The 26,262-nt window shown below is 52.5% G+C and carries 25 protein-coding genes; 8 read left to right on the forward strand and 17 right to left on the reverse strand.

Features of this window, described 5'->3' with window-relative positions; genetic code table 11:
- Positions 1 to 426: 426 nt before the first annotated feature.
- The gene (gmhB, locus tag OGY13_RS08815; protein WP_008786280.1) at positions 427 to 993 is read right to left on the reverse strand and encodes a D-glycero-beta-D-manno-heptose 1,7-bisphosphate 7-phosphatase; all 567 of its coding nucleotides are present in this window, start codon (positions 991 to 993) and stop codon (positions 427 to 429) included.
- A gap of 189 nt (positions 994 to 1,182) precedes the next feature.
- Between gmhB and metN the strand changes: the two genes are divergently transcribed.
- The 6 genes from metN to proS all read left to right on the forward strand — a co-directional run bounded on the left by metN (position 1,183) and on the right by proS (position 6,777).
- On the forward strand, positions 1,183 to 2,214 hold the full coding sequence (metN, locus tag OGY13_RS08820) for a methionine ABC transporter ATP-binding protein MetN (protein WP_003829140.1): 1,032 nt from the start codon (positions 1,183 to 1,185) through the stop codon (positions 2,212 to 2,214).
- Entirely contained in the window at positions 2,207 to 2,860 is a 654-nt protein-coding gene (locus OGY13_RS08825) for a methionine ABC transporter permease MetI (RefSeq protein WP_003018471.1), read from the forward strand. The genes metN and OGY13_RS08825 overlap by 8 nt, the downstream gene beginning before the upstream one ends.
- 44 nt (positions 2,861 to 2,904) lie before the next feature.
- Positions 2,905 to 3,720, forward strand: coding sequence for a methionine ABC transporter substrate-binding lipoprotein MetQ (metQ, locus tag OGY13_RS08830; RefSeq protein WP_003829145.1), 816 nt, complete (start codon positions 2,905 to 2,907; stop codon positions 3,718 to 3,720).
- A 116-nt stretch (positions 3,721 to 3,836) separates the two neighbouring features.
- Positions 3,837 to 4,241, forward strand: a complete 405-nt coding sequence (rcsF, locus tag OGY13_RS08835; RefSeq protein ID WP_003018477.1) for an envelope stress sensor lipoprotein RcsF — start codon at positions 3,837 to 3,839, stop codon at positions 4,239 to 4,241.
- Positions 4,238 to 4,945, forward strand: coding sequence for a tRNA (N6-threonylcarbamoyladenosine(37)-N6)-methyltransferase TrmO (gene tsaA, locus OGY13_RS08840; protein ID WP_003829147.1), 708 nt, complete (start codon positions 4,238 to 4,240; stop codon positions 4,943 to 4,945). The genes rcsF and tsaA overlap by 4 nt, the downstream gene beginning before the upstream one ends.
- Positions 4,946 to 5,058: 113 nt before the next feature.
- Positions 5,059 to 6,777, forward strand: coding sequence for a proline--tRNA ligase (gene proS, locus OGY13_RS08845; protein WP_057067120.1), 1,719 nt, complete (start codon positions 5,059 to 5,061; stop codon positions 6,775 to 6,777).
- A gap of 44 nt (positions 6,778 to 6,821) precedes the next feature.
- Here the strand turns inward: proS and nlpE are convergent, their stop codons facing one another.
- Genes nlpE through OGY13_RS08860 form a run of 3 tightly spaced genes read right to left on the reverse strand, consistent with a single transcriptional unit; the run spans position 6,822 to position 8,515 of the window.
- A complete protein-coding gene (gene nlpE / locus OGY13_RS08850) occupies positions 6,822 to 7,520 on the reverse strand; it encodes an envelope stress response activation lipoprotein NlpE (protein WP_085951559.1) in 699 nt (232 codons plus the stop codon).
- Between the two features lie 30 nt (positions 7,521 to 7,550).
- Positions 7,551 to 7,973, reverse strand: a complete 423-nt coding sequence (arfB, locus tag OGY13_RS08855; RefSeq protein WP_032942412.1) for an alternative ribosome rescue aminoacyl-tRNA hydrolase ArfB — start codon at positions 7,971 to 7,973, stop codon at positions 7,551 to 7,553.
- Positions 7,970 to 8,515, reverse strand: coding sequence for a YaeQ family protein (locus OGY13_RS08860; protein WP_003018497.1), 546 nt, complete (start codon positions 8,513 to 8,515; stop codon positions 7,970 to 7,972). The genes arfB and OGY13_RS08860 overlap by 4 nt, the downstream gene beginning before the upstream one ends.
- A 188-nt stretch (positions 8,516 to 8,703) precedes the next feature.
- Here OGY13_RS08860 and OGY13_RS08865 point away from each other — a divergent pair, with 188 nt between their 5' ends.
- Entirely contained in the window at positions 8,704 to 8,904 is a 201-nt protein-coding gene (locus OGY13_RS08865; protein WP_003018499.1) for a YaeP family protein, read from the forward strand.
- Positions 8,891 to 9,151: a Rho-binding antiterminator gene (rof, locus tag OGY13_RS08870; RefSeq protein ID WP_003018503.1), complete on the forward strand. Its 261-nt coding sequence runs from the start codon at positions 8,891 to 8,893 to the stop codon at positions 9,149 to 9,151. The genes OGY13_RS08865 and rof overlap by 14 nt, the downstream gene beginning before the upstream one ends.
- A gap of 42 nt (positions 9,152 to 9,193) precedes the next feature.
- Here the strand turns inward: rof and tilS are convergent, their stop codons facing one another.
- The 13 genes from tilS to rseP form a co-directional block, all read right to left on the reverse strand.
- Complete coding sequence (gene tilS / locus OGY13_RS08875; protein WP_213752868.1) at positions 9,194 to 10,489, reverse strand: tRNA lysidine(34) synthetase TilS; 1,296 nt, start codon at positions 10,487 to 10,489, stop codon at positions 9,194 to 9,196.
- Positions 10,490 to 10,550: 61 nt separating this feature from the next.
- Positions 10,551 to 10,940, reverse strand: a complete 390-nt coding sequence (locus tag OGY13_RS08880; RefSeq protein WP_003829160.1) for a VOC family protein — start codon at positions 10,938 to 10,940, stop codon at positions 10,551 to 10,553.
- Positions 10,941 to 11,006: 66 nt separating this feature from the next.
- A complete protein-coding gene (gene ldcC / locus OGY13_RS08885) occupies positions 11,007 to 13,145 on the reverse strand; it encodes a lysine decarboxylase LdcC (protein ID WP_048236098.1) in 2,139 nt (712 codons plus the stop codon).
- Positions 13,146 to 13,244: 99 nt separating this feature from the next.
- The gene (gene accA / locus OGY13_RS08890; protein WP_003829164.1) at positions 13,245 to 14,204 is read right to left on the reverse strand and encodes an acetyl-CoA carboxylase carboxyl transferase subunit alpha; all 960 of its coding nucleotides are present in this window, start codon (positions 14,202 to 14,204) and stop codon (positions 13,245 to 13,247) included.
- 12 nt (positions 14,205 to 14,216) lie between these two features.
- The gene (gene dnaE / locus OGY13_RS08895; RefSeq protein ID WP_008786271.1) at positions 14,217 to 17,699 is read right to left on the reverse strand and encodes a DNA polymerase III subunit alpha; all 3,483 of its coding nucleotides are present in this window, start codon (positions 17,697 to 17,699) and stop codon (positions 14,217 to 14,219) included.
- A 24-nt stretch (positions 17,700 to 17,723) separates the two neighbouring features.
- Positions 17,724 to 18,320, reverse strand: a complete 597-nt coding sequence (gene rnhB, locus OGY13_RS08900; protein ID WP_048214887.1) for a ribonuclease HII — start codon at positions 18,318 to 18,320, stop codon at positions 17,724 to 17,726.
- The gene (lpxB, locus tag OGY13_RS08905) at positions 18,317 to 19,465 is read right to left on the reverse strand and encodes a lipid-A-disaccharide synthase (protein ID WP_003829168.1); all 1,149 of its coding nucleotides are present in this window, start codon (positions 19,463 to 19,465) and stop codon (positions 18,317 to 18,319) included. The genes rnhB and lpxB overlap by 4 nt, the downstream gene beginning before the upstream one ends.
- On the reverse strand, positions 19,465 to 20,253 hold the full coding sequence (gene lpxA / locus OGY13_RS08910) for an acyl-ACP--UDP-N-acetylglucosamine O-acyltransferase (RefSeq protein WP_003018525.1): 789 nt from the start codon (positions 20,251 to 20,253) through the stop codon (positions 19,465 to 19,467). Before lpxA ends, lpxB begins: the two co-directional genes overlap by 1 nt.
- A 3-nt stretch (positions 20,254 to 20,256) precedes the next feature.
- Positions 20,257 to 20,712, reverse strand: coding sequence for a 3-hydroxyacyl-ACP dehydratase FabZ (gene fabZ / locus OGY13_RS08915; RefSeq protein WP_003018528.1), 456 nt, complete (start codon positions 20,710 to 20,712; stop codon positions 20,257 to 20,259).
- A 103-nt stretch (positions 20,713 to 20,815) separates the two neighbouring features.
- Entirely contained in the window at positions 20,816 to 21,841 is a 1,026-nt protein-coding gene (gene lpxD / locus OGY13_RS08920; protein WP_003018531.1) for a UDP-3-O-(3-hydroxymyristoyl)glucosamine N-acyltransferase, read from the reverse strand.
- A gap of 3 nt (positions 21,842 to 21,844) precedes the next feature.
- Entirely contained in the window at positions 21,845 to 22,330 is a 486-nt protein-coding gene (gene skp, locus OGY13_RS08925) for a molecular chaperone Skp (RefSeq protein ID WP_003018533.1), read from the reverse strand.
- 122 nt (positions 22,331 to 22,452) lie between these two features.
- Positions 22,453 to 24,870 carry an outer membrane protein assembly factor BamA gene (bamA, locus tag OGY13_RS08930; protein WP_111466090.1) on the reverse strand — a complete coding sequence of 806 codons (2,418 nt, stop codon included), beginning with the start codon at positions 24,868 to 24,870 and terminating at the stop codon, positions 22,453 to 22,455.
- 29 nt (positions 24,871 to 24,899) lie between these two features.
- Complete coding sequence (rseP, locus tag OGY13_RS08935; protein ID WP_060682721.1) at positions 24,900 to 26,252, reverse strand: sigma E protease regulator RseP; 1,353 nt, start codon at positions 26,250 to 26,252, stop codon at positions 24,900 to 24,902.
- Between the last annotated feature and the right edge of the window lie 10 nt (positions 26,253 to 26,262).

The raw sequence follows: 26,262 nt of genomic DNA on the forward strand, positions 1-26,262 counted from the left end.
CATGTGTTAGGCCTGCCGCCAGCGTTCAATCTGAGCCATGATCAAACTCTTCAATTTAAAAGTTTGATGCTCAATGAATTAAACTTCGTAATGAATTACGTGTTCACTCGTTGAGACTTGGTATTCATTTTTCGTCTTGCGACGTTAAGAATCCGTATCTTCGAGTGCCCACACAGATTGTCTGATAAATTGTTAAAGAGCAGTTGCGACGCGCTTTGGCGCTCTGTCGCGAGGTGGCGTATATTACGCTTTCCTCTTTCAGAGTCAACCCTCATTTTCAGGTTTTTCTCTTCAACCGAACCGGCTGTTTGTGTGAAGTGATTCACATCCGCCGTGTCGATGGAGGCGCATTATAGGGAGTCGACTCAGGAAGACAAGCGGAAAAATGCATTTTTGTTTCAACCGCTCACCTTTTATCCACAACGCTTACTTTTGCTGCTTTTTGATCGCCATTGGCAGGTCTGCCAGACTATTTATGACCAAATCTGCCGCATTTTCTGCTTCCGGCGTGACGGGTTTGCCTGTGCGCACCAATACCTTCGTGCCAACATTCGCAGCTGTCGCCGCCTGCATATCTTCAATTTTGTCGCCAACCATATAAGAAGCGGCCATATCGATGTGCAAGAAGTCTCGGGCGGAGATAAACATGCCAGGATGCGGTTTACGGCAGTCGCAGACCTGACGATACTCTTCTACAGTACCCTGCGGGTGATGCGGGCAGTAGTAGATACCATCCAGCTCAACGTCGCGATCGGCCAGCGACCAGTCCATCCATTCGGTCAACGTTTCAAACTGCGCCTCAGTAAATTTACCACGCGCGATACCAGACTGGTTCGTCACGATAATAAGCGCGTAACCCATCTTTTTAAGTTCACGCATGGCATCAATAACGCCGTCGATAAACTCAAACTCGTCGATCTCATGTACATAACCGTGGTCCACATTAATGGTACCGTCACGGTCGAGAAAAATTGCGGGTACAGACTTTGCCACCTTTTATAGCTCCTGAATAAGGCATGTGACTCTAGTATCGCATGTTTCAGCGGGCAAGAAAGTGCTCATCGTGCAAAGCCCGATTGATTTAGACGTCTGGATGCCTTAACATCCATCTTGTTGACGGCTTCGACCGTACCTGACAGACGAAAATGCCACGGCTAACTTAATTACGATAATAAATAACCAATGATTAAACTTTCGAATATCACCAAAGTGTTCCAGCAGGGGACTCGCACCATTCAGGCGCTAAATAATGTCAGCCTGCATGTTCCTGCCGGGCAGATTTATGGCGTTATTGGCGCCTCCGGCGCCGGTAAAAGTACGCTCATCCGCTGCGTTAACCTACTCGAACGCCCTACCGAAGGCAGCGTTCAGGTTGGCGGTCAGGAGCTGACCACGCTTTCTGAGTCGGAGTTGACTAAAGCTCGCCGTCAAATCGGCATGATTTTTCAGCACTTTAACCTGCTCTCTTCCCGTACGGTGTTCGGTAACGTCGCACTACCGCTGGAACTGGATAACACGCCAAAAGAAGAGATCAAACGCCGCGTAACAGAACTGTTGGATTTGGTTGGTCTTGGAGACAAGCACGATAGCTACCCGGCCAACCTTTCCGGTGGACAAAAACAGCGTGTGGCGATCGCCCGTGCGCTGGCAAGTAATCCCAAAGTGTTGCTGTGCGATGAAGCCACCAGCGCACTCGATCCGGCAACGACACGCTCGATTCTGGAATTATTGAAAGATATTAATCGTCGTCTGGGACTCACCATTCTGCTGATTACTCACGAGATGGACGTTGTAAAACGTATTTGTGACTGCGTGGCGGTCATCAGTAATGGTGAACTGATTGAGCAAGACACCGTTAGTGAAGTGTTCTCACACCCGAAAACGCCGCTGGCACAGAAATTTATCCAGTCCACGCTGCACCTGGATATTCCGGAAGATTATCTGGAACGTTTAAAAGCGGAGCCGGAAGCCGACAGCGTGCCGATGCTGCGTATGGAATTCACCGGTCATTCGGTCGATGCACCGCTACTTTCTGAGACGGCCCGTCGCTTTAATGTGAATAACAACATTATTAGCGCGCAGATGGATTACGCCGGCGGCGTGAAGTTCGGCATCATGCTGACTGAAATGCACGGCACACAGGAAGATACACAAGCAGCCATTAGCTGGTTGCAGGAACACCATGTAAAAGTAGAGGTACTGGGTTATGTCTGAGCCGATGATGTGGCTGCTGGTTCGCGGCGTATGGGAAACGCTGGCAATGACCTTTGTGTCCGGTTTTTTTGGCTTTGTGATTGGTCTGCCGGTCGGCGTGTTGCTGTACGTAACGCGTCCGGGGCAAATTATTGAGAACGCGAAGCTCTACCGTACGCTCTCTGCGCTGGTGAACATTTTCCGTTCCATCCCGTTCATCATCTTACTGGTGTGGATGATTCCGTTCACCCGCATGATCGTAGGCACCTCTATCGGACTGCAGGCAGCTATCGTTCCGCTGACCGTCGGTGCCGCGCCGTTTATCGCCCGTATGGTGGAAAACGCGCTGCTCGAAATCCCGACCGGGCTGATAGAAGCCTCTCGTGCGATGGGCGCCACGCCGCTGCAAATTGTACGTAAGGTATTACTGCCAGAAGCGCTGCCAGGACTGGTCAATGCGGCCACCATCACCCTTATCACGCTGGTTGGTTACTCCGCGATGGGCGGTGCCGTCGGTGCCGGTGGTCTTGGACAGATTGGCTATCAGTACGGCTATATTGGTTACAACGCTACCGTAATGAATACAGTACTGGTATTGCTCGTCGTTCTGGTTTATTTAATTCAGTTATCCGGCGATCGCATCGTCCGGGCTGTCACGCACAAATAACGTTGCACACAACACTAAAAACTCATTAAGAAAAGGAAATAAGCATGGCGTTCAAATTCAAAACCTTTGCGGCAGTTGGAGCCCTGATCGGTTCTCTGGCACTTGTGGGTTGCGGTCAGGATGAAAAAGATCCTAATCACATCAAAGTGGGCGTTATTGTTGGCGCAGAGCAGCAGGTTGCAGAAGTCGCGCAGAAAGTGGCAAAAGAAAAATACGGTCTGGACGTTGAGCTGGTCACGTTTAACGATTACGTTCTGCCTAACGAAGCGCTGAGCAAAGGCGATATCGATGCTAACGCCTTCCAGCACAAACCATACCTGGACCAGCAGATCAAAGATCGTGGTTACAAGCTGGTTGCTGTAGGCAATACTTTTGTTTACCCGATTGCGGGCTACTCCAAAAAAATCAAATCACTGGATGAGCTGCAGGACGGTTCCCAGGTTGCGATTCCAAACGACCCGACTAACCTTGGCCGTTCCTTGCTGCTGCTGCAAAAAGTGGGCTTAATCAAACTGAAAGACGGTGTTGGCCTGCTGCCAACCGCGCTGGACGTGATTGAAAACCCGAAAAACCTGAAGCTGGTTGAACTGGAAGCACCGCAGCTGCCGCGTTCCCTGGACGATGCACAAATCGCACTGGCGGTCATCAACACCACCTACGCCAGCCAGATCGGCCTGACTCCGGCAAAAGACGGTATCTTTGTTGAAGATAAAGATTCCCCGTACGTAAACCTGATTGTAACTCGTGAAGACAATAAAGATGCTGAGAACGTGAAGAAATTCGTTGAAGCATACCAGTCTGACGAAGTGTACGAAGCAGCAAACAAAGTCTTCAACGGCGGTGCTGTTAAGGGCTGGTAATTTTAGGCTGTTTACAGAATCTGTAATATCATCAGGACGGGCGCTTGCCCGTCTTGTCATTTATGCAAGCACCTGATTCAATATCTGACGTTTAGATCATTCATTGAGGAAATATTATGCGTGCTTTACCGATCTGTTTAGTAGCACTCTTGCTGAGCGGCTGTTCTATGTTAAGCAGATCCCCTGTTGAACCCGTTCAAAGCACCGCAACCCCGCCGAAAGCGGAGCCGGAAAAACCGAAAGCACCGCGCGCTACGCCGGTAAGAATCATTACTAACGCTGAAGATTTAGTAGGCAAACCGTTCCGCGATCTTGGCGAAGTTAGCGGTGAATCCTGCCAGGCTTCAAACCAGGATTCCCCTCCGAGCATTCCAACCGCACGCAAACGCATGCAGATTAACGCATCAAAAATGAAAGCTAATGCGGTATTGCTGCACAGTTGCGAAGTGACCAGCGGAACGCCGGGTTGCTATCGTCAGGCGGTTTGCATCGGTTCTGCACTGAACATTTCGGCGAAATGAGCCATTTTCAGTTCGAGCAAATAGGCGTTATCCGCTCACCTTATAAAGAAAAGTTCGCCGTTCCACGCCAGCCCGGTCTGGTGAAAAGCGCCAGCGGTGAACTGCATTTGCTCGCACCTTATAACCAGGCCGATGCCGTTCGCGGCCTGGAAGCCTTCAGTCATTTGTGGGTGATTTTTGTTTTTCACCAGACAATGGAAGGTGGATGGCGTCCGACCGTGCGCCCTCCCCGTCTTGGCGGCAACGCCAGAATGGGTGTCTTTGCCACGCGTTCAACGTTTCGTCCTAACCCTGTTGGCATGTCGTTGGTTGAGCTACGGGGCATCCGCTGCCATAAAGAGCACGTGATCCTCGAACTCGGTGGGCTGGATCTTGTTGATGGCACGCCAGTCGTAGATATAAAACCGTATCTGCCGTTTGCCGAATCGTTACCCGATGCTCGCGCCAGCTATGCTCAGGATGCCCCCCAGGCCAGCGTAGACGTGACGTTCAGTGAAGATCTCGCGGAGCAGCTACCGAAGCTCGAACAACGTTACCCACATCTTCGTCAGTTTATTGCCGAAGTGCTGGCGCAGGATCCGCGTCCTGCCTACCGTAAAAACGAGGAAGAAGGCAAAACCTACGCCGTCTGGCTGCTGGACTTTAACGTCCGCTGGCGCGTCACGCCGTCAGGATTTGAGGTCTTTGCTCTGGAAGCCCGCTAATTTGCGTCGCGTACTCTTTTGACATCCCTTTCTCGCTGGTAAACTAAACCACTTTTGTTTTGTGCCAGGCTCGTTTTGAGCCTGTTCGATCGTTCAACTGGAACCGTAACAACATGCGTACTAGCCAATATCTGCTCTCCACTCTGAAGGAGACACCTGCCGACGCCGAAGTCATCAGCCACCAGCTGATGCTGCGCGCCGGGATGATCCGCAAGCTGGCCTCCGGGTTATATACCTGGCTGCCGACCGGCGTGCGCGTCCTGAAAAAAGTCGAAAACATCGTGCGTGAAGAGATGAACAACGCCGGTGCGATCGAGGTGTTGATGCCGGTCGTTCAGCCTTCTGAACTGTGGGAAGAGAGCGGCCGTTGGGAACAATACGGCCCGGAACTGCTGCGAATTGCTGACCGTGGCGATCGTTCGTTCGTCCTCGGCCCAACGCATGAAGAAGTGATCACCGACCTGATCCGTAACGAGCTGAGCTCTTACAAACAGCTGCCGCTGAACTTCTATCAGATTCAGACCAAATTCCGTGACGAAGTCCGTCCACGCTTCGGCGTGATGCGCTCCCGCGAATTCCTGATGAAAGATGCATACTCTTTCCACACCTCTCAGGAATCCCTGCAGGAAACCTACGACGCGATGTACGCTGCGTATAGCAAAATCTTCAGCCGTATGGGGCTGGATTTCCGTGCAGTACAAGCGGATACCGGTTCTATCGGCGGCAGCGCCTCTCACGAATTCCAGGTGCTGGCGCAGAGCGGCGAAGACGATGTGATCTTCTCCGACTCCTCTGACTATGCGGCGAACATCGAATTTGCCGAAGCCGTTGCGCCGAAAGAGCCGCGCGGGGCAGCAACCCAGGAAATGACGCTGGTAGATACGCCGAACGCTAAAACCATCGCCGAACTGGTTGAGCAGTTCAACCTGCCTATCGAAAAAACCGTGAAAACCCTGCTGGTGAAAGCGGTTGAAGGCAGCAGCTACCCGCTGGTCGCCCTGCTGGTTCGTGGCGATCACGAGCTGAACGAAGTCAAAGCGGAAAAACTGCCGCAGGTTGCCAGCCCGCTGACCTTTGCCACCGAAGAAGAAATTCGTGCGCTGGTAAAAGCAGGTCCTGGCTCGCTCGGTCCGGTGAATATGCCAATTCCGGTGGTTATCGACCGTACCGTTGCAGTAATGAGCGATTTCGCTGCCGGTGCCAACATCGACGGTAAACACTATTTCGGTATCAACTGGGATCGCGACGTGGCCACCCCGGAAGTTGCTGACATCCGTAACGTAGTCGCCGGCGACCCTAGCCCGGACGGCAAAGGTACGCTGATGATCAAACGCGGTATCGAAGTCGGCCACATCTTCCAGTTGGGTACCAAGTACTCTGAAGCGATGAAAGCCGCCGTTCAGGGCGAAGATGGCCGTAACCAGACGCTGACTATGGGCTGCTACGGTATCGGGGTCACTCGCGTAGTCGCTGCTGCTATTGAACAGAACTTTGACGATCGTGGCATCGTATGGCCAGATGCCATTGCCCCGTTCCAGGTCGCCATTCTGCCGATGAACATGCACAAATCCTACCGTGTGCAGGAGTTGGCTGAAAAGCTGTACGCTGAGCTGCGCGCGCAGGGTATCGAAGTGCTGATGGACGATCGTAAAGAGCGTCCGGGCGTGATGTTTGCCGATATGGAACTGATCGGTATCCCACACACCATCGTGCTGGGCGACCGTAACCTCGACAACGACGATATCGAATACAAATACCGTCGTAACGGCGAGAAAGAGCTGATTAAAACCGGCGACATCGTCGACTTCCTGGTCAAAGCCATTAAAGGCTAATACCAACAAAAAGGCCCTGATAATCAGGGCCTTTTTTCTATCGATTAATTACACGCTTTACCAGGGATAAATTTCGCGTCTTTATCCGCCATCAACGTTTTCACTTTCTCACCTGTATCCGGGTTTGACTCCAGCGTGAAATGCGCCTCAAGCGTCAGCAGTACGGACTGTCCGTTTTCCGCACGAGCGGCTAAATAGTCGCGTTCAAGCTGAGCGTTATTCGCCACCGGCATCCGTTTACCCGTTGCGCAGTCGGTAAAGATTGCCGCGTCAGCCATGTAGAAATACATGCCTCGCATCGGCATTGGCGTCACCGGTAAGCTGGCGGAAACCGGCTGGAGCGTGTAGTTAAACTGTGACTCAATCGGGTTACCTTCACGATCGAGCATTTCCAGCGCCTCGCCTTTAGCCCGGTAGTACGATTTTTCACCTTTACTGTCGGTCAGCACCAGTTTGTCGGCTGTACGCGCCCATGTGCCATAAGAGGCAAACGAAGACGGTTCATCCCGCACGCCCTGATAGCGTTCGTTCATCACCCATGTGCCGTCTTTTTCCAGAAACAGAGAGGTTTCAATCCCTTCGCAGTCCGCGCAAGGTAAGATGCCACGCCAGCTTTGCTGCATCGGTTTTAATTCTGCCGCCCGCGTCGGCTGTAGTACTTCAACTTCAGTACGGTTATTACAGCCGATCAAGGAAAAAAGCGTGCATGCAGCGACCACGGACAATATTGCTGTTTTCACTATCAATTCCTTATTAATTTTTATTCCCGCTCGTCAGTCTTGCGTTCGACGAACTCTCCCGCGCAGTGCTTTCACTGTGGATTTTTGCGCCTTCGATGACAACCTGCGCTCTTTCGAGGCGCGCGTAGGGCGAGTTGCCTGTCGGCTTTTTTGCACCGCGGTTAATTCTTTTATCACCGCCACCAGTCGGGAGATTGCCGCTTCCCGATTGAGCTCCTGGCTACGGTATTCCTGCGCCTTAATGATAATAATGCCATCGCCGCTAATCAGATGATGGCTGGCGGCCAGCAGGCGTTCCTTGTAATACTCTGGCAGGCTCGAGGCCCGAATGTCAAAGCGCAAATGGATAGCCGTCGAGGTCTTGTTAACGTGCTGACCACCCGCGCCTTGTGCCCGAATCGCCGTGATTTCCAGCTCATTATCAGGGATAGAGACGTTTCGGGAGAGAACAATCATGAACGCGGCTGCCACGCGGTCAGATGAATTTCCAGATTGTTCTGAGAGTCGGACAGCCAAATAGCGCCGTCCTGAATAGTCGCCTGCAGCGCCATTGTACGACCAGCAAAATCACTCAGTTGCGCCAGCTGTTCATCATCCAGATACCACACGGTGAGATTTTTAAACTGCGCACATTTGTTCTGGTTTTGCTGCCACCAGATCTGAGCCGCACGGCTGTTGTAGGCAAACAGAGCAACCTCACCAGACTGGGTACAGGCTTTCTTGATACGGCGCTCATCCGGCAGACCCAGCTCAATCCAAAGATCGATGCCCAGATGGTCGTTACGCAGCCATGCTTCAGGCTCGTCTTCCGCACTCAGGCCACGCGTGAACTGCAGCCGTTCATCGGCATATTTAATCCAGGCCAGCAGGCGCAGCATCATGCGCTCCTGGGTTTCAGAGGGGTGACGCGCCAGCGTCAAGGCCGCGTCAAGAAACTGGTTGCGGTCAAGATCCGCTACGTTGACGACGGCTTTATAAATTGTCGCTTTAAGCGCCATGGGAGAACTCCTTTCGAATCAGGCGCACATTGTAGCGAAAACTGCGGCAAAAGGCTGCTAACTGCTCATCTATCAAGGCGCTGATATTGCTTGAATGAGTATGGTATAGTCACCTTGCTAAACAGAGTTTATCTTCGTAGGCTTAGACTTGCATCCACGGTTAAGTCAGAGTGCTGACAGGAGGGCATGTGGAAAAATATTGTGAGTTAATACGCAAGCGGTACGCGGAAATCGCCAGCGGAGACTTAGGGTATATCCCGGATGCGCTGGGTTGCGTATTGAAGGTGCTTAATGAAGTGGCGGCAGACAGCGCCCTTCCAGAGTCGGTCAGGGAAAAAGCGGCCTATGCTGCCGCGAACTTACTGGTGAGCGATTATGTCAATGAATGAAACGTATCAACCCATCAACTGCGATGATTACGACAATCTTGAACTCGCCTGCCAGCACCATTTGTTACTGACGCTGGCGTTAAAAGATGGCGAAGTTTTGCAGGCGAAAGCGAACGACCTGGTTTCACGCAAAAACGTGGAGTATCTGGTCGCAGATGTCGCAGGTGAAACCCGGGAGCTTCGCCTCGACAAAATTGCCAGCTTCAGCCACCCGCAGATCGGTACCGTGGTGGTCAGCGAATCCTGATTATTTTGGTGCCGGATGACGGTGCAAAGCACCTTATCCGGCCTACTTTCCACGCCAAACCAGACTCACGCCTTCTTCATCTTCCGCCGCTCCCTCACGCGTCACGAAAACACCCGCAGCCGCAATCAACGTTTCGCCGTAAAACAGCATCGGTGTGGTATCTCGTCGCCAGGGTGGAATCCCCTGCTCCTGCCAGATTTTCTTTAATTTCCGTCCACCGTTACGCCCGACAATATGCAATAACCCTGGTGCTTTGAAACGAATGCTGACAGCTTCATCCGCTTGCGGCATGCGCAATTCACCCGCAGAAATTAACTGAACCGAACCCAATCCGGCAGGCAGCGCCAACGGTGTTTTCCACTCTAACCATGGGATAACGGTTTCGCTTTGCCCATCGACTGACTTCACCCACCACAGCTGTGACTGATAACGACGGACCTCGTACTCCCCGAGGCGAAAACAGGGTGAGGCATCTTCCCGCGCCAGCGCCACTTCCTGCCAGATACGATCCAGTCCATCACGAGAAGGCATCGGCGCATTTAACCCCGCCAGCCAGCGACGAAGCAGCGCGGCACGACGCACGTCGCTCATCATCATTAACGGTACCAGTAGCAGTGTGCCGTGGGCTGTGATGCAATCGGCTAAATCGCTGGCCAGCAGTTCATCCAGTAAACTCTCCTGCTCAGCACACAGCGCGGCGCTGCGGGCTACGGCTTGCGCGAAGTGCGGCCAGCGCTGTTGCAGCAATGGGGTAACGCGCAATCTGAGGAAATTGCGATCGTAGGTATCATCCTGATTGCTTTCATCTTCAATCCAGCATAATTCATGCTGCCGCGCCCATGTTTCAAGCACCTCACGCGTTTGCGCCAGCAGCGGTCGAATCAGCTGGGTTCCGGCGAACGGTGAGTTTTCGCCCATGGCGGAAAGTCCGGCAGGGCCGCTGCCGCGCTTAAGCGCCAGCAGAAAGGTTTCACACTGGTCATCGAGATGCTGGGCAGTCATTAGCACCTCGCCCGGTAGTAAGGTCTGCGCAAATGCCTGATAGCGCGCGCGTCGTGCCTGAGCTTCGATGCCCAGACCATCATCCTCAAGGTGTACCCGCTCAACCACCAGCGGCACCTGCCACTGCATACATACTGACTCACAGTGCTGCACCCAACTGTCTGCATGTGGGCTTAATCCGTGATGAATATGGATTGCGCGTAAAGCGACCTCAGGATGCTGCGCTCGCCACTGCACCAGCTGATGCAGGAGTACGGTTGAGTCCAGCCCGCCGCTAAAGGCGACCAAAATCGATTGAGAATTCAGCAGTGAAGTGTTCAGCGTGAGTGTCGTCATGATGGTTACTTACAATGGCATTGCCCGGCACGTTACCGGGCTAACGCCACAATGACAAGCCTTACAGCTCGTACAGTTCGAGGGGCAATCCGTCCGGATCGTTGAAAAACGTAAAGCGTTTACCGGTAAATGGATCGATACGTATGGATTCACACTTCACGTGGTGTGCTTCCAGATGCGCGATCGACTTTTCCACATCCTCCACGCTGAACGCCAGATGACGCAAACCGCAGGCTTCCGGTCGGCTCGGACGGCAAGGTGGAAACGGGAAAGAAAAAAGCTCAATCACATACTGGCCGTTCAATGCCAGATCGCCTTTCCACGAGTCTCTCTCTTCTCGATAGGCTTCGCTCATCAGTGTAAAGCCAAGCACATCGCAGTAAAATGCCTTACTCGCCGCGTAGTCCGTCGCAATAATGGCAATATGGTGAACCTGTTTTAATCCCAGCATAGCGTCATCGCCTCTTTCATTTTTCTGTCAGCACGTTACTCGTACGTCTTAGGGTCAGGCAAGTCGTTATGCCATTTTTAAGACTCTCACGCGATACACGCCATCCTCGCCCAGTTTAGCGCCATGGATATCGGTTTCAAATCCCGGGTAGCGCTGCCCCACTGAACACAGCATCAGAAGAAAATCGAGGACAGCCCGGCTTTTGGCTGTGATCATTTCCCCGGGCATCAAGAGCGGCACGCCTGGAGGATAAGGCAGGATCATATTGGCGGACACGCGTCCTACCAGTTGATCAAGCGCCACAGTTTCCACCTCACCTTTGATCTGCCGCTGCCAGGCCTGGTGCGGTGTCATTTTCATTTCCGGCAAAGTATCAAATGCCCGCAGCATCAGTCCGGAGAGATCGTGCTGGCGGATCAGCTTATGGATCCCCTGTGCCAGATCCTGAATACGCATATTGCGATAGAAATCGGGATCTTCAGCATACAGATCCGGCAGCATATTTTTCACGCGTAAATTCAGATCGTACGAGCGCTTAAATTCCGTCAAGCCACGTAGCAGCCCCATCGCCCGGGTTTTATCTATGCCAATACTGAACAGGAATAACAGGTTATACGGTCCCGTTTTTTCGACGACGACGCCGCGTTCATCAAGGAATTTCGCCACCAGCGCCGCGGGGATCCCCTCTTCGCTCATATTTCCCTGTTCATCCATTCCCGGCGTCAGAATCGTGACCTTCACAGGGTCGAGGAACATGTGGTCGGCATCAGCATCAACAAATCCGTGCCAGTCTTCACCTGGCGCTACCGGCCAACATTCTGCTTCATCGACCTTTTCCGGCTGCCAGATATCAAAGAACCAGCCATCCGACTCTTCGCGCAGACGCTGCACTTCTTTACGGAAATGCAACGCCCGTTCCACCGAACGATTGATTAACCGCTTGCCGGAATTGCCACGCAGCATTGCCGCCGCCGTTTCTATCGACGCCACAATCGGATAGCTCGGAGACGTGGAGGTGTGCATCATAAAGGCTTCGTTGAACGTGTCTTCATCATAGTCACCCTTAATGTGGATCAGCGAAGCCTGTGACAACGCCGCCAGCATCTTGTGGGTGGACTGGGTTTCAAATATCACCTTTCCCGGTACCCGTTCGCCGCTCATCCCGCTTTTCCCCTGATAGATCGGATGAAAATGGGTATACGGCACCCAGGCTGAATCAAAATGGATGGAGGACACATCCAGGGTTTGCTTGATCCAGTTGGTGTTATAAAGCAGCCCGTCATAGGTGGAGTTGGTGATCACCGCGTGTACCGGCCATTGCGCCTGAGTCGTCTCTTCTACCTTGCGTTCAATACTTGCACGGGTAAATTCCCGACGGGGTATACCGCCGAGGATCCCCAACGCGTTACGCGTAGGCTTCAGCCAGATTGGCACCACATCGCTCATCATCAGCAAATGCGCCAGCGACTTATGGCAGTTGCGGTCAATCAGTAACGTACTGCCTGCAGGCGCAGCATACATGCCGACAATCTTGTTCGATGTCGAGGTGCCGTTGGTCACCATATAGCTCTGTTCGGCACCAAAAGTACGCGCGATGTACTCCTCCGCTTCGAGGTGTGGTCCGGTATGATCAAGCAATGAACCCAGTTCGGTTACGGAAATGGACACGTCGGCTTTCAGCGTATTGCCGCCAAAGAAATCATAGAACAGGCAGCCGACCGGGCTTTTCTGGTACGCCGTACCCGCCATGTGCCCGGGCGTACAGAAGGTATACTTTCCTTCCTTCACATAGGTAAACAGCGCCTTGGTGAACGGAGGCGTGATGTTATCGAGGTATTCGCTGGTGTACTGGCGAATGCGGGTGGCAATGTCTTCAGACTGACCCAGCGCATACTCAAAAAACCACAGCGCCATGCGCAGGTCGTGCGCACTGACATCCATCGTCGAATGGGTATTAATAAAGGCGTAGAGCGGGAGATACTCGTTGAGCTGATTGATGTCACTACACAGCTCCAGGCTATATTCATCCCAGTCAAAAATGACGCCGCAAATTCGCGGGTTGTGTTCGATAAACTTCAGCAGGTCAACGCTATTCTGCGGCCAGATAATCTGAAATCCCTGCTGTTGCAGCGCACGTTCAAGTTCCTTGATGGGCTCATCTTTATAAAAGACGCCATGCGGTCCCATGATGGCAATGATATTCATGCGTTCCTCCTGGAAAAACCTTAGTTAATCATAGCCTGGCCAAACCACAGGTAAAAAAAAGGGCCACAACGTTGTGGCCCTTTTCGGAATTAATGCAGTTTACGCGTAACCGTAGCTCATCAGACGCTGGTAACGACGGTTTTTCAGATCGTCTTTGCTTAACACGTCAAGATCGGCGAGATCGGCCAGCAACTGTGCTTTCAGGGACGCAGCCATCACTTCCGGATTGCGGTGTGCGCCGCCTAACGGTTCCGGAATGATAGAGTCGATAAGCTTCAGCTCTTTCAGACGCGGGGCAACAATTCCCATCGCTTCTGCGGCCAGCGGTGCTTTGTCGGCGCTTTTCCACAGAATGGAAGCACAACCTTCCGGGGAGATAACGGAATAGGTGCTGTATTGCAGCATATTCACTTTATCGCCTACACCGATCGCCAGCGCGCCACCGGAACCACCTTCACCGATAACGGTGCAGATTACCGGTACGCTCAGACGCGACATTTCACGCAGGTTGCGTGCGATCGCTTCTGACTGACCACGCTCTTCCGCGCCCACGCCCGGGTAAGCCCCTGGGGTGTCGATAAAGGTAATGATCGGCATGTTGAAACGCTCGGCCATTTCCATCAGACGCAGCGCTTTGCGATAGCCTTCCGGCGCTGGCATGCCGAAATTACGGCGAATCTTTTCTTTGGTCTCACGGCCTTTCTGATGACCAATGATCATCACCGGACGGCCATCCAGACGCGCGATACCGCCGACAATAGCTTTATCATCCGCATAGGCACGATCGCCCGCCAGCTCATCAAATTCATCAAACGCCAGGCGGACATAATCCAGGGTGTACGGACGCTGTGGATGGCGCGCCAGTTGGGCTACCTGCCATGCGCCAAGATCGGCGAAGATTTTACGCGTCAGTTCTACGCTTTTTTCACGCAGGCGATGCACTTCTTCATCGATGTTAATATCCAGTTTCTCATCCTGACGGCTAACCGCAGTCAAAGAATCGATTTTTGCTTCCAGCTCTGCAATCGGCTGTTCAAAATCAAGGAAATTCAGACTCATAGTATTCCTGTATTAGTCAAACTCCAGTTCCACCTGCTCCGAACCAATAAGGCCACGGAGATCGTTTAGCAAACGATCGCTCGGAGAGACACGCCACGTCGCGCCAAAACGCAACCGCGCACGTGCATCCGCCCTCTGATAGTAGAGATGTACTGGAATTGTCCCCGAGCGGTGGGGTTCCAGAGACTGACGGAGTCGGTTTAAAAGCTGGTCATCAATTTGCCTGTCCGTCAGCGAGATAGCAAGCCCGCGAGCATATTTTTCCCGGGCTTCGTCAATATCCATGACTTCACGGGCCATCATTTTAAGCCCGCCGCTGAAGTCATCAAAGCTGACCTGTCCGCTGACGATAAGTATGCGGTCTTTTTCCAGCAATTGCTGGTATTTATCCAGAGCATCGGTAAACAACATAACTTCCAGACGTCCGGAACGGTCATCCAGTGTACAGATGCCGATACGATTGCCGCGCTTGGTGACCATTACCCGCGCAGCAATGACGAGCCCCGCAGCCGTGGTGACTTTACCACGTTCTGTCGGATGCATGTCTTTCAGCCTGTAGCCTCCGACATAGCGCTCAATTTCTTTTAAATACTGGTTGATGGGGTGTCCCGTCAGGTAAAGCCCCAACGTTTCACGCTCACCATCTAATACCACCTGCTCCGGCCACGGTTGGCAACTGGCATAGGATTGTTCAATTTGCTCCGGTTCTTCTGCCAGTACGCCAAACATATCGGCCTGACCGATGGCTTCGGCTTTTGCATGCTGATCGGCGGCTTTTAGCGCATCGTTGAGCGAATTCATCAACGCCGCGCGATGCGGACCAAGGCGATCAAACGCCCCAGACATAATTAGCTTTTCCAGCACCCGGCGGTTAAGTTTTTTGATATCCGTGCGCGCACAGAGATCAAACAGCTCACGGAAGTAACCGCCTTCGTTACGCGCCTCAATAATAGCTTCAATTGGTCCTTCACCCACGCCTTTTATCGCGCCGATGCCATAAACAATCTCGCCATCATCATTCACGTGAAAATGGTAAAGCCCGGAGTTGATATCCGGCGGCAGGATTTTGAGCCCCATACGCCAGCATTCATCTACCAGCCCGACCACTTTCTCAGTGTTATCCATATCGGCGGTCATTACCGCCGCCATAAACTCAGCAGGATAATGCGCCTTCAGCCACAGCGTCTGGTAAGAGACGAGCGCATAGGCTGCGGAGTGCGATTTGTTAAATCCGTAACCGGCGAATTTCTCCACCAGGTCAAAGATTTTCATCGCCAGTTCGCCGTCTACGCCGCGCTTTTTCGCCCCTTCTTCAAAGGTGCCGCGCTGCTTAGCCATCTCTTCCGGCTTTTTCTTACCCATCGCACGACGCAGCATATCCGCGCCGCCAAGGGTGTACCCGGACAACTCCTGGGCAATCTGCATAACCTGTTCCTGATACAGGATAATGCCGTAGGTCGGCTCCAGTACCGGTTTCAGACACTCATGCTGCCATTGTACGTCCGGGTAGGAAATCTCTTCGCGACCATGCTTACGGTCGATAAAGTTATCTACCATCCCCGACTGTAGCGGACCTGGGCGGAACAGAGCCACCAGTGCGATCATGTCTTCGAAGCAGTCAGGCTGCAGACGTTTGATCAGGTCTTTCATACCGCGGGATTCAAGCTGGAAGACCGCCGTGGTCTCCGAGCGTTGCAGCATATCGAAGCTTTTCTTGTCATCCAGCGGGATAGCCGCAATATCCAGCGGTGGCTCACCGTTCTTTTCACGGCGCGCGTTGATCATTTCCAGCGCCCAGTTGATGATGGTGAGCGTACGCAGGCCGAGGAAGTCGAACTTCACAAGACCGGCATATTCCACGTCGTTCTTATCAAACTGAGTAACCGGGTGCAGCCCCTGCTCATCGCAGTACAGAGGCGCAAAATCAGTAATTTTTGTCGGTGCGATAACCACACCACCGGCGTGCTTACCGGCATTACGCGTGACGCCTTCCAGCTTACGCGCCATATCGATCAGCGCTTTAACCTCTTCATCTGCCTCATAGATTTCCGGCAGTTGGGGTTCGGCTTCAAAGGCTTTTGCCAGCGTCATGCCCGGGTCGGGCGGCACCAGTTTCGAAATACGGTCAACGAAACCGTACGGATGCCCCAGCACGCGGCCCACGTCGCGGATAACCGCTTTTGCAGCCATCGTACCAAAGGTAATAATCTGCGAAACCGCATCACGACCGTACATTTCCGCCACGTGCTCGATAACCTGGTCGCGTTTCTCCATACAGAAGTCAACGTCGAAGTCGGGCATTGAGACACGTTCCGGGTTAAGGAAACGTTCGAACAGCAGGTCAAATTCCAGCGGATCGAGATCGGTAATTTTCAGCGCATAGGCAACAAGTGAGCCAGCGCCGGAACCACGTCCCGGGCCTACCGGTACGCCGTTATCTTTCGACCACTGGATAAATTCCATAACGATCAGGAAGTAGCCAGGGAATCCCATCTGGTTGATAACTTTAAGTTCAACTTCCAGACGTTCATCGTAAGGCGGGCGCTTCTGCGCACGAACTTCAGGGTCAGGGAACAAAAATTCGAGACGTTCTTCCAGCCCTTCGCGTGATTTCGCCACGAGGAAATCCTCGGTGGTCATATCGCCGGTCGGGAACTGCGGCAGGAAGTATTCGCCCAGACGCACCGTCACGTTGCAGCGTTTGGCTATCTCGACGGTGTTTTGCAGTGCTTCCGGAATATCGGAGAACAGCTCGCACATCTCATCTTCGCTGCGCATGTACTGCTGCGGCGAATAATTACGCGGGCGTTTCGGGTCATCAAGGGTGAACCCGTCGTGGATCGCTACGCGGATTTCATGCGCATCGAAATCTCCGGTTTCCAGGAAGCGGACATCGTTAGTCGCCACCACCGGTAGACCACGCGTTTCGGCTAGCGCTACAGCTGCGTGCAGATAATTTTCTTCATCTTGCCTGCCGGTGCGAATCAGTTCGAGGAAATAGCAATTGGGAAAATGTTCTTCGTAAAACGCCACGCACTCGTCAACCAGTGCGCTATTGCCGCGCAGCAGGCTGCGTCCGACATCGCCCATGCGACCGCCGGAGAGCAAAATCAAACCTTCTTTTAGCTCAACCAACCAGTCCCGGTCGATAACCGGTCCTTCTGCGCCATAGCCGCGCTGATAGGCTTTCGAAATCAACAACGTCAGGTTCTGATAGCCGGTATTATTTGCGGCCAGCACGGTGAGCTGCGTGAGTTCATCGCCCAACAGCTCACTGCGGACATGAAAATCTGCGCCAACTATCGGCTTAATACCCGCGCCGTGGCCCGCTCCGTAAAACTTCACCAGACCACACAGGTTGGTAAAATCGGTGATCGCCAGCGCAGGCATGCCTAACGCGGCCGCCTTTTTCACCAGCGGCCCGGTTTTCGCCAGCCCATCGATCATGGAGTAGTCGCTGTGCACCCGTAGGTGGACGAAACGTGGTTCAGACATCTTCAGATTCCTTCGACACAAGAATCAGGACGAGAGTCCCAGTGCGCGTTTGACGGGGCCAAAGCTGCGGCGATGGTGCTCAGTCGCACCATGCAGTGCCAATTTTTCCAGATGAAATGCGGTTGGATAGCCTTTGTGCTGTGCAAAACCATACTGTGGAAAAACCGTATCCAGCGCCGCCATTTCCGCGTCACGGGTCACTTTTGCCAGAATCGATGCGGCGCTAATCTCCGCCACGCGGCTATCACCTTTGACCACCGCCATCGACGGTACCGGTAATGCCGGGCAACGATTGCCGTCAATCAGCACGTATTCGGGCGCAATATGTAGACTCGCAACAGCACGCTGCATGGCCAGCATGGTGGCATGCAAAATGTTCAGCTCGTCGATTTCATGCGGTTCCGCCCGACCAAGGCTCCAGCTTAACGCTTTTTCTTTAATTTCATCAAACAGCGCCAGGCGACGTTTTTCTGACAGTTTTTTTGAATCGTTAAGACCGATAATAGGGCGAGCCGGATCCAGAATGACGGCAGCAGTGACGACTGCGCCAACCAAAGGGCCGCGCCCGACTTCATCCACACCCGCCACTAAATGCGTATGCGGATACACAAATTCAATCATTGCGCTAACTCCAGGACCGCATCCGCCGCCTGCTCATCAGCATTGCAACGGATCTGCTGGTGCAGTTCACGGAATGTGTCGTGCATCGCATGGCTGGTTTTACCATTTGCCAGCAATGGCAACAGCGCTTGCGACAGCGCCTGCGGTTCACACTCTTCCTGCAACAGCTCTTTAACCAGCTCTCTTCCCGCCAGCAGGTTAGGTAGCGAAACGTAATCCGTTTTCACCAGGCGCTTCGCCAGCCAAAAGGTGAAGGGTTTCATACGGTAGCCAACCACCATCGGGCATTTTGCCAGCATACACTCCAGCGCGGCGGTACCTGAAGCCAGCAGTGCGGCATCGCTGGCCACCATTGCTTCACGTCCCATCCCATTGAGCAGATGTACAGAAAGCTCCGGTGCAACTTCCGCTTTAATGCGTTCAAACTGCTCGCGACGTTTGGCATTCACCAACGGCACCACCACTTCGAGATCCGGATAATGCTGGCGTAATAGCTGCGCCGTTTTCAGAAAATCGGCGCTGAGCATCTCCACTTCTGCACCGCGGCTTCCTGGCAGTAGCGCCAGGCAGTGAGCGTCATGAGGAATGCCCAGAACATCACGTGCCGCATTTTTATCCGGGTCCAACGGCATGGCATCCGCCATGGTATGACCGATAAAGCGGCACGGGACGTTAAATTTGTCATAAAACGCTTTTTCGAAAGGCAGAAAGGCCAGCACCATGTTGGTGGATCTGCCTATTTTGAAAACGCGTTTCTGTCGCCACGCCCAGACGGACGGACTGACATAATGAATGGTTTTAATGCCCTGTTTTTTCAAGTTCCCTTCGAGGGTAATATTGAAATCAGGCGCATCAATGCCGACGAAAACATCCGGCTTTAAGTCGGTGAATCGGCGAGTGAGGTCGGCACGAATATGCAGTAAACGGCGCAGGCGTCCGAGCACTTCAACAATGCCCATGACCGCCAGCTCTTCCATTTCGTACCAGGCTTCACAACCTTCGGCCTGCATCAGCGGACCCGCCACGCCAACAAAACGCGCATTGGGAACGCGAGCCTTGAGTGCACGGATTAACCCTGCACCAAGAATATCGCCGGAGGTTTCTCCGGCGACGAGGGCAATCGTTAAAGGACGCTGTTCAGTCATTAACGAATCAGGCCACGCGTTGAGCGCTCAAAGAAGTCGCTGAAAGCCTGAACTTCGGGGTACTGTTTCGCCAGTTCCGCGATTTCTGGTTTCACTTCTTCCAGCGTTTTACCGCTACGGTACAACGCTTTGTAGGCGTTACGAATCGCGGTAATCGCTTCGCGGGTGAATCCACGACGCTTCAGACCTTCGATATTGACGCCAAACGGCGTCGCGTGGTTGCCCTGGGCGATAACGTACGGAGGCACGTCCTGGGCTACACCAGAACAGCCGCCAACCATCACATGTGCACCGATGATGCAGAACTGATGCACCGCAGTCATGCCGCCGATGATAACAAAATCATCAAGCGAAACATGTCCGGCAAGCGTGGCGTTATTCGCCAGAATACAGCGGTTGCCTACCGTACAATCATGCGCGACGTGCGCATTAATCATCAGTAAGTTATCGCTGCCCACCTTCGTCACTCCACCGCCCTGCACTGTGCCACGATGAATGGTGACGCTTTCGCGGATGCGGTTGCGATCGCCAATTTCCACACGGGTCGGTTCACCAGCATATTTAAGATCCTGGTTAACTTCACCGATGGAGGCAAACTGATAGATCTCGTTATCGCGACCAATTTTTGTATGGCCATTCACGACAACGTGAGACTTCAGTACGGTACCCTCACCAATTTCAACATGGGGTCCAACAATACAAAATGGGCCAATGTGAGCATTGGCACCAATGCTGGCGCCCTCTTCTACAATGGCGGTCGGGTGAATAAAGGCGGATTTATCAATCACGTATCAGGCCTCCCGGCTACGGGCACACATCATCGTTGCTTCGCACACAACTTTACCGTCGACCAGCGCAACCCCTTTAAAACGGGTCAGGCCACGGCGCGTTTTCTCGAAAGTCACTTCCATGATCATCTGATCGCCAGGCACTACAGGACGCTTAAAGCGTGCTTCATCAATACCAGCGAAATAATACAGTTCGCCTGGTTCCAGTTTTCCTACGCTTTTAAACGCGAGGATACCGGTAGCCTGTGCCATCGCTTCCAGAATCAATACGCCAGGGAAAATAGGTTTACCCGGGAAGTGGCCCTGAAAGAAAGGCTCGTTAACGGATACATTTTTCACTGCGCGCAGAAAACGACCTTCTTCAAAATCCAGCACGCGGTCAACCAGCAGAAACGGAAAACGGTGCGGCAGAAGTTCTAAAATCTCTTCAATATGCAGAGTATGAGTGTTAGTAGTCAAAATACTCTTCCTGTCAAAATATACTAAAAGGCAATAATAACACGGCCTGTCGCAATCGTATGAATGGGACAGGCCGAAAAGTCAGACATGCAAAAACGGTGCTTTAGTCTTGTTGATTAACCTTGCGCTCAATCGCTTTGAGGCGCTTGCTCATATCATCAATATTCATCACCAGTGCAGCTGTTTTACGCCATACCTTGTTGGGTTGTAGCGGAATGCCTGAGGAGTAGACGCCAGGTTCAGTGATAGGACGCATCACCATACCCATGCCAGTTACCGTAACTTTGTCGCATATTTCCATATGCCCATTGATCACGCTGGCACCGCCAATCATGCAATAACGGCCAATCTTCAGGCTACCCGCCATAATGACGCCACCGGCTACCGCCGTATTGTCGCCAATCACAACGTTATGCGCAATCTGGCACTGGTTATCAATGATAACACCATTACCGATCACAGTATCGTCCAGAGCACCACGGTCAATGGTGGTACAAGCGCCGATCTCGACGCGATCGCCGATAATCACGCGACCAAGCTGGGGGATCTTCACCCAGTTACCACGATCGTTCGCGTAACCAAATCCATCAGATCCAACGACAGTGCTGGACTGGATCAGGCAATTTTCACCGATCTGGATGTCGTGGTAAATCGTCACATTCGCCCACAAGCGTGAACCTGCACCGATTTTGGTATTTTTTCCGACGAAGCAACCTGCACCGATAACCACGTTATCGCCCAGTTCTACGCCAGACTCAATGACCGCATTTGCGCCCACAGAGACATTATTACCCAGCTTCGCCGTTGCATCGATCACTGCACTGGGTGCAATGTTCTGTGCAGGCTGAGGCGTGGTATCTAAAATTTGCGCCATACGTGCATAGGTCAGGTAGGGATTCTTCACTACCAGCGCCGCACTCTTAGCAAAAGGAAGATCGTCCTGCGTCATCACAACGGCAGACGCCTGGCATACGCCTAAATGTTCACGGTATTTAGGATTCACCATGAACGTGATATTGCCAGTTTGCGCAGATTGCATGGACGCTACGCCGGTGATGACGATATCGCCATCACCGTGTAATTCTGCATCCAACTGCTCTGCTAAATCAGCCAGTCGAATTGAAGGCATTACTTATTTAACCTGTTTCAGTACGTCAGCGGTGATGTCTTTTACATCGCTGCTGTTGTATGCAACGGTGTTTGCGTCAACGACCAGATCAATGCTCTGGCTGCTGGCAACAGATTTCACAGCTGTCTGGATACGAGTAACCAGTTTGCCACGTTCTTCGTTGGAACGACGTGCACGATCCTGCTCGAAAGCCTGAGCTTTCTGAGAGAAAGTCTGGCGCTGAGCCATGACGTCTTTTTCCAGCTTGGTACGATCGCTACCTGCTTTCATTGATTGCAGACGCTGCATTTTAGATTGCAGATCGGATTCCATACGCTGCAGTTCGCTGGCACGGCCTTTGAACTCGTTTTCCAGCGTAGCAGAAACACCCGTCTTCTGTGCAACCTGTTGGAACAGGCTACCCATATTGACGATTGCAATTTTGTCAGCAGCCTGTGCGGACGTTGCCATCGCTAAACCGAGACCTGCAGCTAATAACCACTTTTTCACAATTAACTCCTTACCATCCCATTTGCACCCGAAGGTGCAGTTCTTTGCGTGGCCAGGCGATCCCATGCAAGATCGCCTAAAGTCATCGCTACACTACCACTACATTCCTTTGCGAAGAACAGTTACCAGGTTTTACCAATGTTAAACTGGAACTGTTCCGCTTTGTCTCCATCGTACTTCTTGAACGGCTGGGCGTAGGAGAAAACCAACGGCCCCAATGGGGACATCCATTGTAACGCGATACCTGCAGACATACGGATATTGCTCGGATCACCGTAATCTGGAACCCCAATAGCGCGAGTTTGATCGCTATCCTGCCAGTTAGTATCCCAAACGGTACCCATATCCCAGAAGAAGGAGGTACGGACCGAGTTAGCATACTTATCGCTGATAAACGGCGTCGGGGTAATAAATTCCAGGCTGGCTACGGCCATGGCGTTACCACCGACCGCATCGTCTGATTTACAGTACGAACCGTCTTTATTGGTACACTCTTCGTAGCTGTCAGTATCGCCGGCGTAAGCCCCAGGTTTATAGACCGCTTTCGGACCGATGGTATTAGACTGGAAACCACGCACGGTGCTGGAGCCACCCGCATAGAAGTTCTCGTAGAACGGCAACTCTTTGCTGCCTATACCGTCTCCATAACCTACCTTGGTACGACCCAGGACGACCCATTTATGATCGTCATCGATCGGCACATAGGTCGCGGTATCCAACGTCGCTTTATAGTATTCGTTGTCAGAACCCGGAATGGTGACTTTGCCGTTCAGGTTGACGCGCGTACCTTCCGTTGGGAAGTAGCCGCGGTCAAGCTTGTTATATGTCCAACCATAGTTAAAGGTGAAGTCATCCGCAGCAAAGCTGTTGGTATTGGTCTCACCCATTGACTCAAGATAACGATCCATCGCAACCTGCGGCTGCATATTGGACAGTTTGTTATGTACATAACCCAGGCCCGCACGCAACGTGTTGTATTCGTTGACCGGGAAGCCCAGCGTCACGTCTGTACCATAACTTTTGTTGGTATAGTCGGACAGGTCTGCATCATCCGCTTCAAAGTCGTTATAGAAGACGCGGCCACCAAGGCTCACACCATCAACGGTGAAGTACGGGTTAGTGACAGACAACTCAGTATAGGTCTGGTAGTCGTTTTTGGTGCCGTTAATCCCGACAGAATAACCGGTACCTAACCAGTTATCTTGCTGAACGCCAGCCTGGAAGCTCACGCCGCTCTCGGTACCGTAACCGACGCCGAAGTTAAAGCTACCGGTGTTACGCTCTTTGACCTTGTAGACCACATCAACCTGATCCGGGCTGCCCGGAACACGCTGAGTATCGGTATCAACGGTTTCAAAGTAACCCAGACGGTTCAGACGCTCTTTACCCTGGTCGACCAAATCGCTGCCCAACCATGCGCCTTCCATCTGACGCATTTCGCGACGTAGAACGGAGTCTTTAGAAGTGTCGTTACCTTCAAAACGGATCTTACGCACATAGAAACGGTTACCCGCATCCACGTTTACACGTAATTTAACGGTTTTGTCGGCGTCGTTGATTTCAGGCTGCGACTGAACGCGCGGATAGGCATAGCCATAGCGACCCAGAAGCTTCTTGATGTCATCTTCCATTTTGGTCACTTTGGTGCCGTTATAGAGTTCACCTGGCTCGATCTTCGTCAGGGTCTCAATTTCGGCGGAGTGCCCGGCCAGGTTACCGCTCACCTGAACCCCAGAAAGCTTGTACTGCTCGCCTTCAGTGATGTTAACGGTAATGTAGATGCCTTTTTTATCCGGCGTCAGGCTGACCTGAGTGGAATCAATATTGAAGCGAGCATAACCGCGATCCAGATAGTAGCTACGCAGGGTTTCAAGGTCGCCCGCCAGCTTCTGTTTCTGGTATTTACGATCGCCCACCACGTTCCACCACGGCACTTCGTCACGCAACTGGAAGTGAGAGATAAGTTCGTCAGTCGAGAAGGCATGGTTGCCGACGATATTGATCTGTTGGATCTTCGCCGAAACACCTTCCTGGAAGACCAGCTTGAGGTCAACGCGGTTACGCGGCAACGGCGTCACCACCGCTTTCACACTGGCGCTGTACTTACCGACGCTATAGTAGAAATCTTCCAGGCCCTTTTCGATATCGGCAAGCGTTGTGCGATCCAGAGACTCGCCAACACGCACGCCAGACGCCTCGAGGTTTTGCTTCAGCATGTCATCTTTCACCGATTTGTTACCGGAGAAAGTGATGCTGGCAATCGTCGGACGTTCTTTTACCTGAACCAGAAGGGTATCACCATCGCGCAGGACGCGGACATCCTCAAAGTTTCCGGTGGCGAACAGAGCACGAATGGTATTACTGATGTCTTCATCATTAACCGTGTCGCCTGTGCGCACCGGCATACTGAGGAGAGCCGCACCAACGGCGACTCGCTGTAGGCCTTCGAAATGAATGTCCTTCACTACGAACCCTTCAGCACCGTATACGGTGGCGCTGCTAAACAGCAGCGACGCTATGAGCAACTTTTTCATCGCCATCGTTATTATGCGTTCTTCCTAACACTCTCTTACAACCGAGAGAAATCATTGAAAAGTGCAAGCCCCATTAACAACACCAGCAAGATAGAGCCAATGCGATAACTAAAGTCTTGAACCCGCTCGGATACCGGACCGCCCTTCAGCTTTTCAATCGCCAGGAACAGCAGATGCCCCCCGTCAAGAACGGGCAACGGAAACAGGTTGATTATCCCTAAGTTCACGCTGATAAGCGCAAGGAACATCAGGTAATAAATAATCCCGAACTCCGCTGACATCCCAGCCCCTTGGGCGATAGAAATCGGCCCACTGAGGTTGTTCAGTTTTACATCACCGGTAATCAATTTTCCCAGCATACTGACCGTCAGCTTCATCAACTGCCACGTTTTATCCGAGGCTTCGAGGATGGCGCTGAATGGCCCATACTGGCGTACAGTCTTATACTCATCAGGCAGAGGAATAACTTTAGGCACCACGCCCGCAAACCCTTCTGCCTTACCGTTAACCTGTTTTGAATCTGGGGTTAACGTTAAAGACAAGGAACTTCCTTGTCTTTCAATATCTAGCGCTAACGGCGTATCCGGATTATCGCGCACCAGCGCCACGAACGTCATCCATTGCGTCAGCGACTGACCATTGACTTTAACGATCCTGTCGCCAGCTTGCAAACCTGCCTTACTTGCAGCGGAGTTAACCTGCACTTCTGACAGTACCGGTTCAATCTGCGGACCACGCGGACGCATACCCAAACTAGAGACAGGATCCTCTTTGTCTGGCTCAAATGCCCAATGGCGTAAATCCAGCGTTTTGTCCTGTCGCTGGTTACTGCCAAACTGCGCCACGCTGAGGGTCGTATGCTCATCGCCAATTTTGGATACCAGTTGCAATCGCACGGCATCCCAATCAGGGGTTTCGATGCCATCAACCGCTTTTAGTTCCGTACCCGGCTGAATTTGCGCCTGTGCAGCAATCGAGTTGGGTGTTATTTCACCAACAACCGGACGAACGCCAGGGACACCAATGATAAACACCAGCCAATAAGCAAAAATAGCAAAAAGGAAGTTTGCAATCGGACCCGCGGCGATAATGGCAGCACGTTGTCCAACCGTTTTATTGTTGAAGGCGTAATGGCGCAATTCCGGTGCGACCGGTTCAGCGCGCTCATCCAGCATTTTGACGTAACCGCCGAGGGGAATCATGGCGATGACGTATTCCGTACCTGATTTATCGGTACGCCGCCAAAGCGCTTTTCCAAAGCCAATGGAAAAGCGTTCGACGCGGACTCCGCAGCGCCGCGCAACCCAGAAATGACCAAATTCATGCACGGTGATAAGCACACCAAGTGCGATGATGAATGCAGCCAAATTCCAGAGAATACTCAGCATAAGACCATCC

This window comes from Citrobacter sp. Cpo045, assembly GCF_030332875.1.
GTDB lineage: Bacteria > Pseudomonadota > Gammaproteobacteria > Enterobacterales > Enterobacteriaceae > Citrobacter > Citrobacter portucalensis.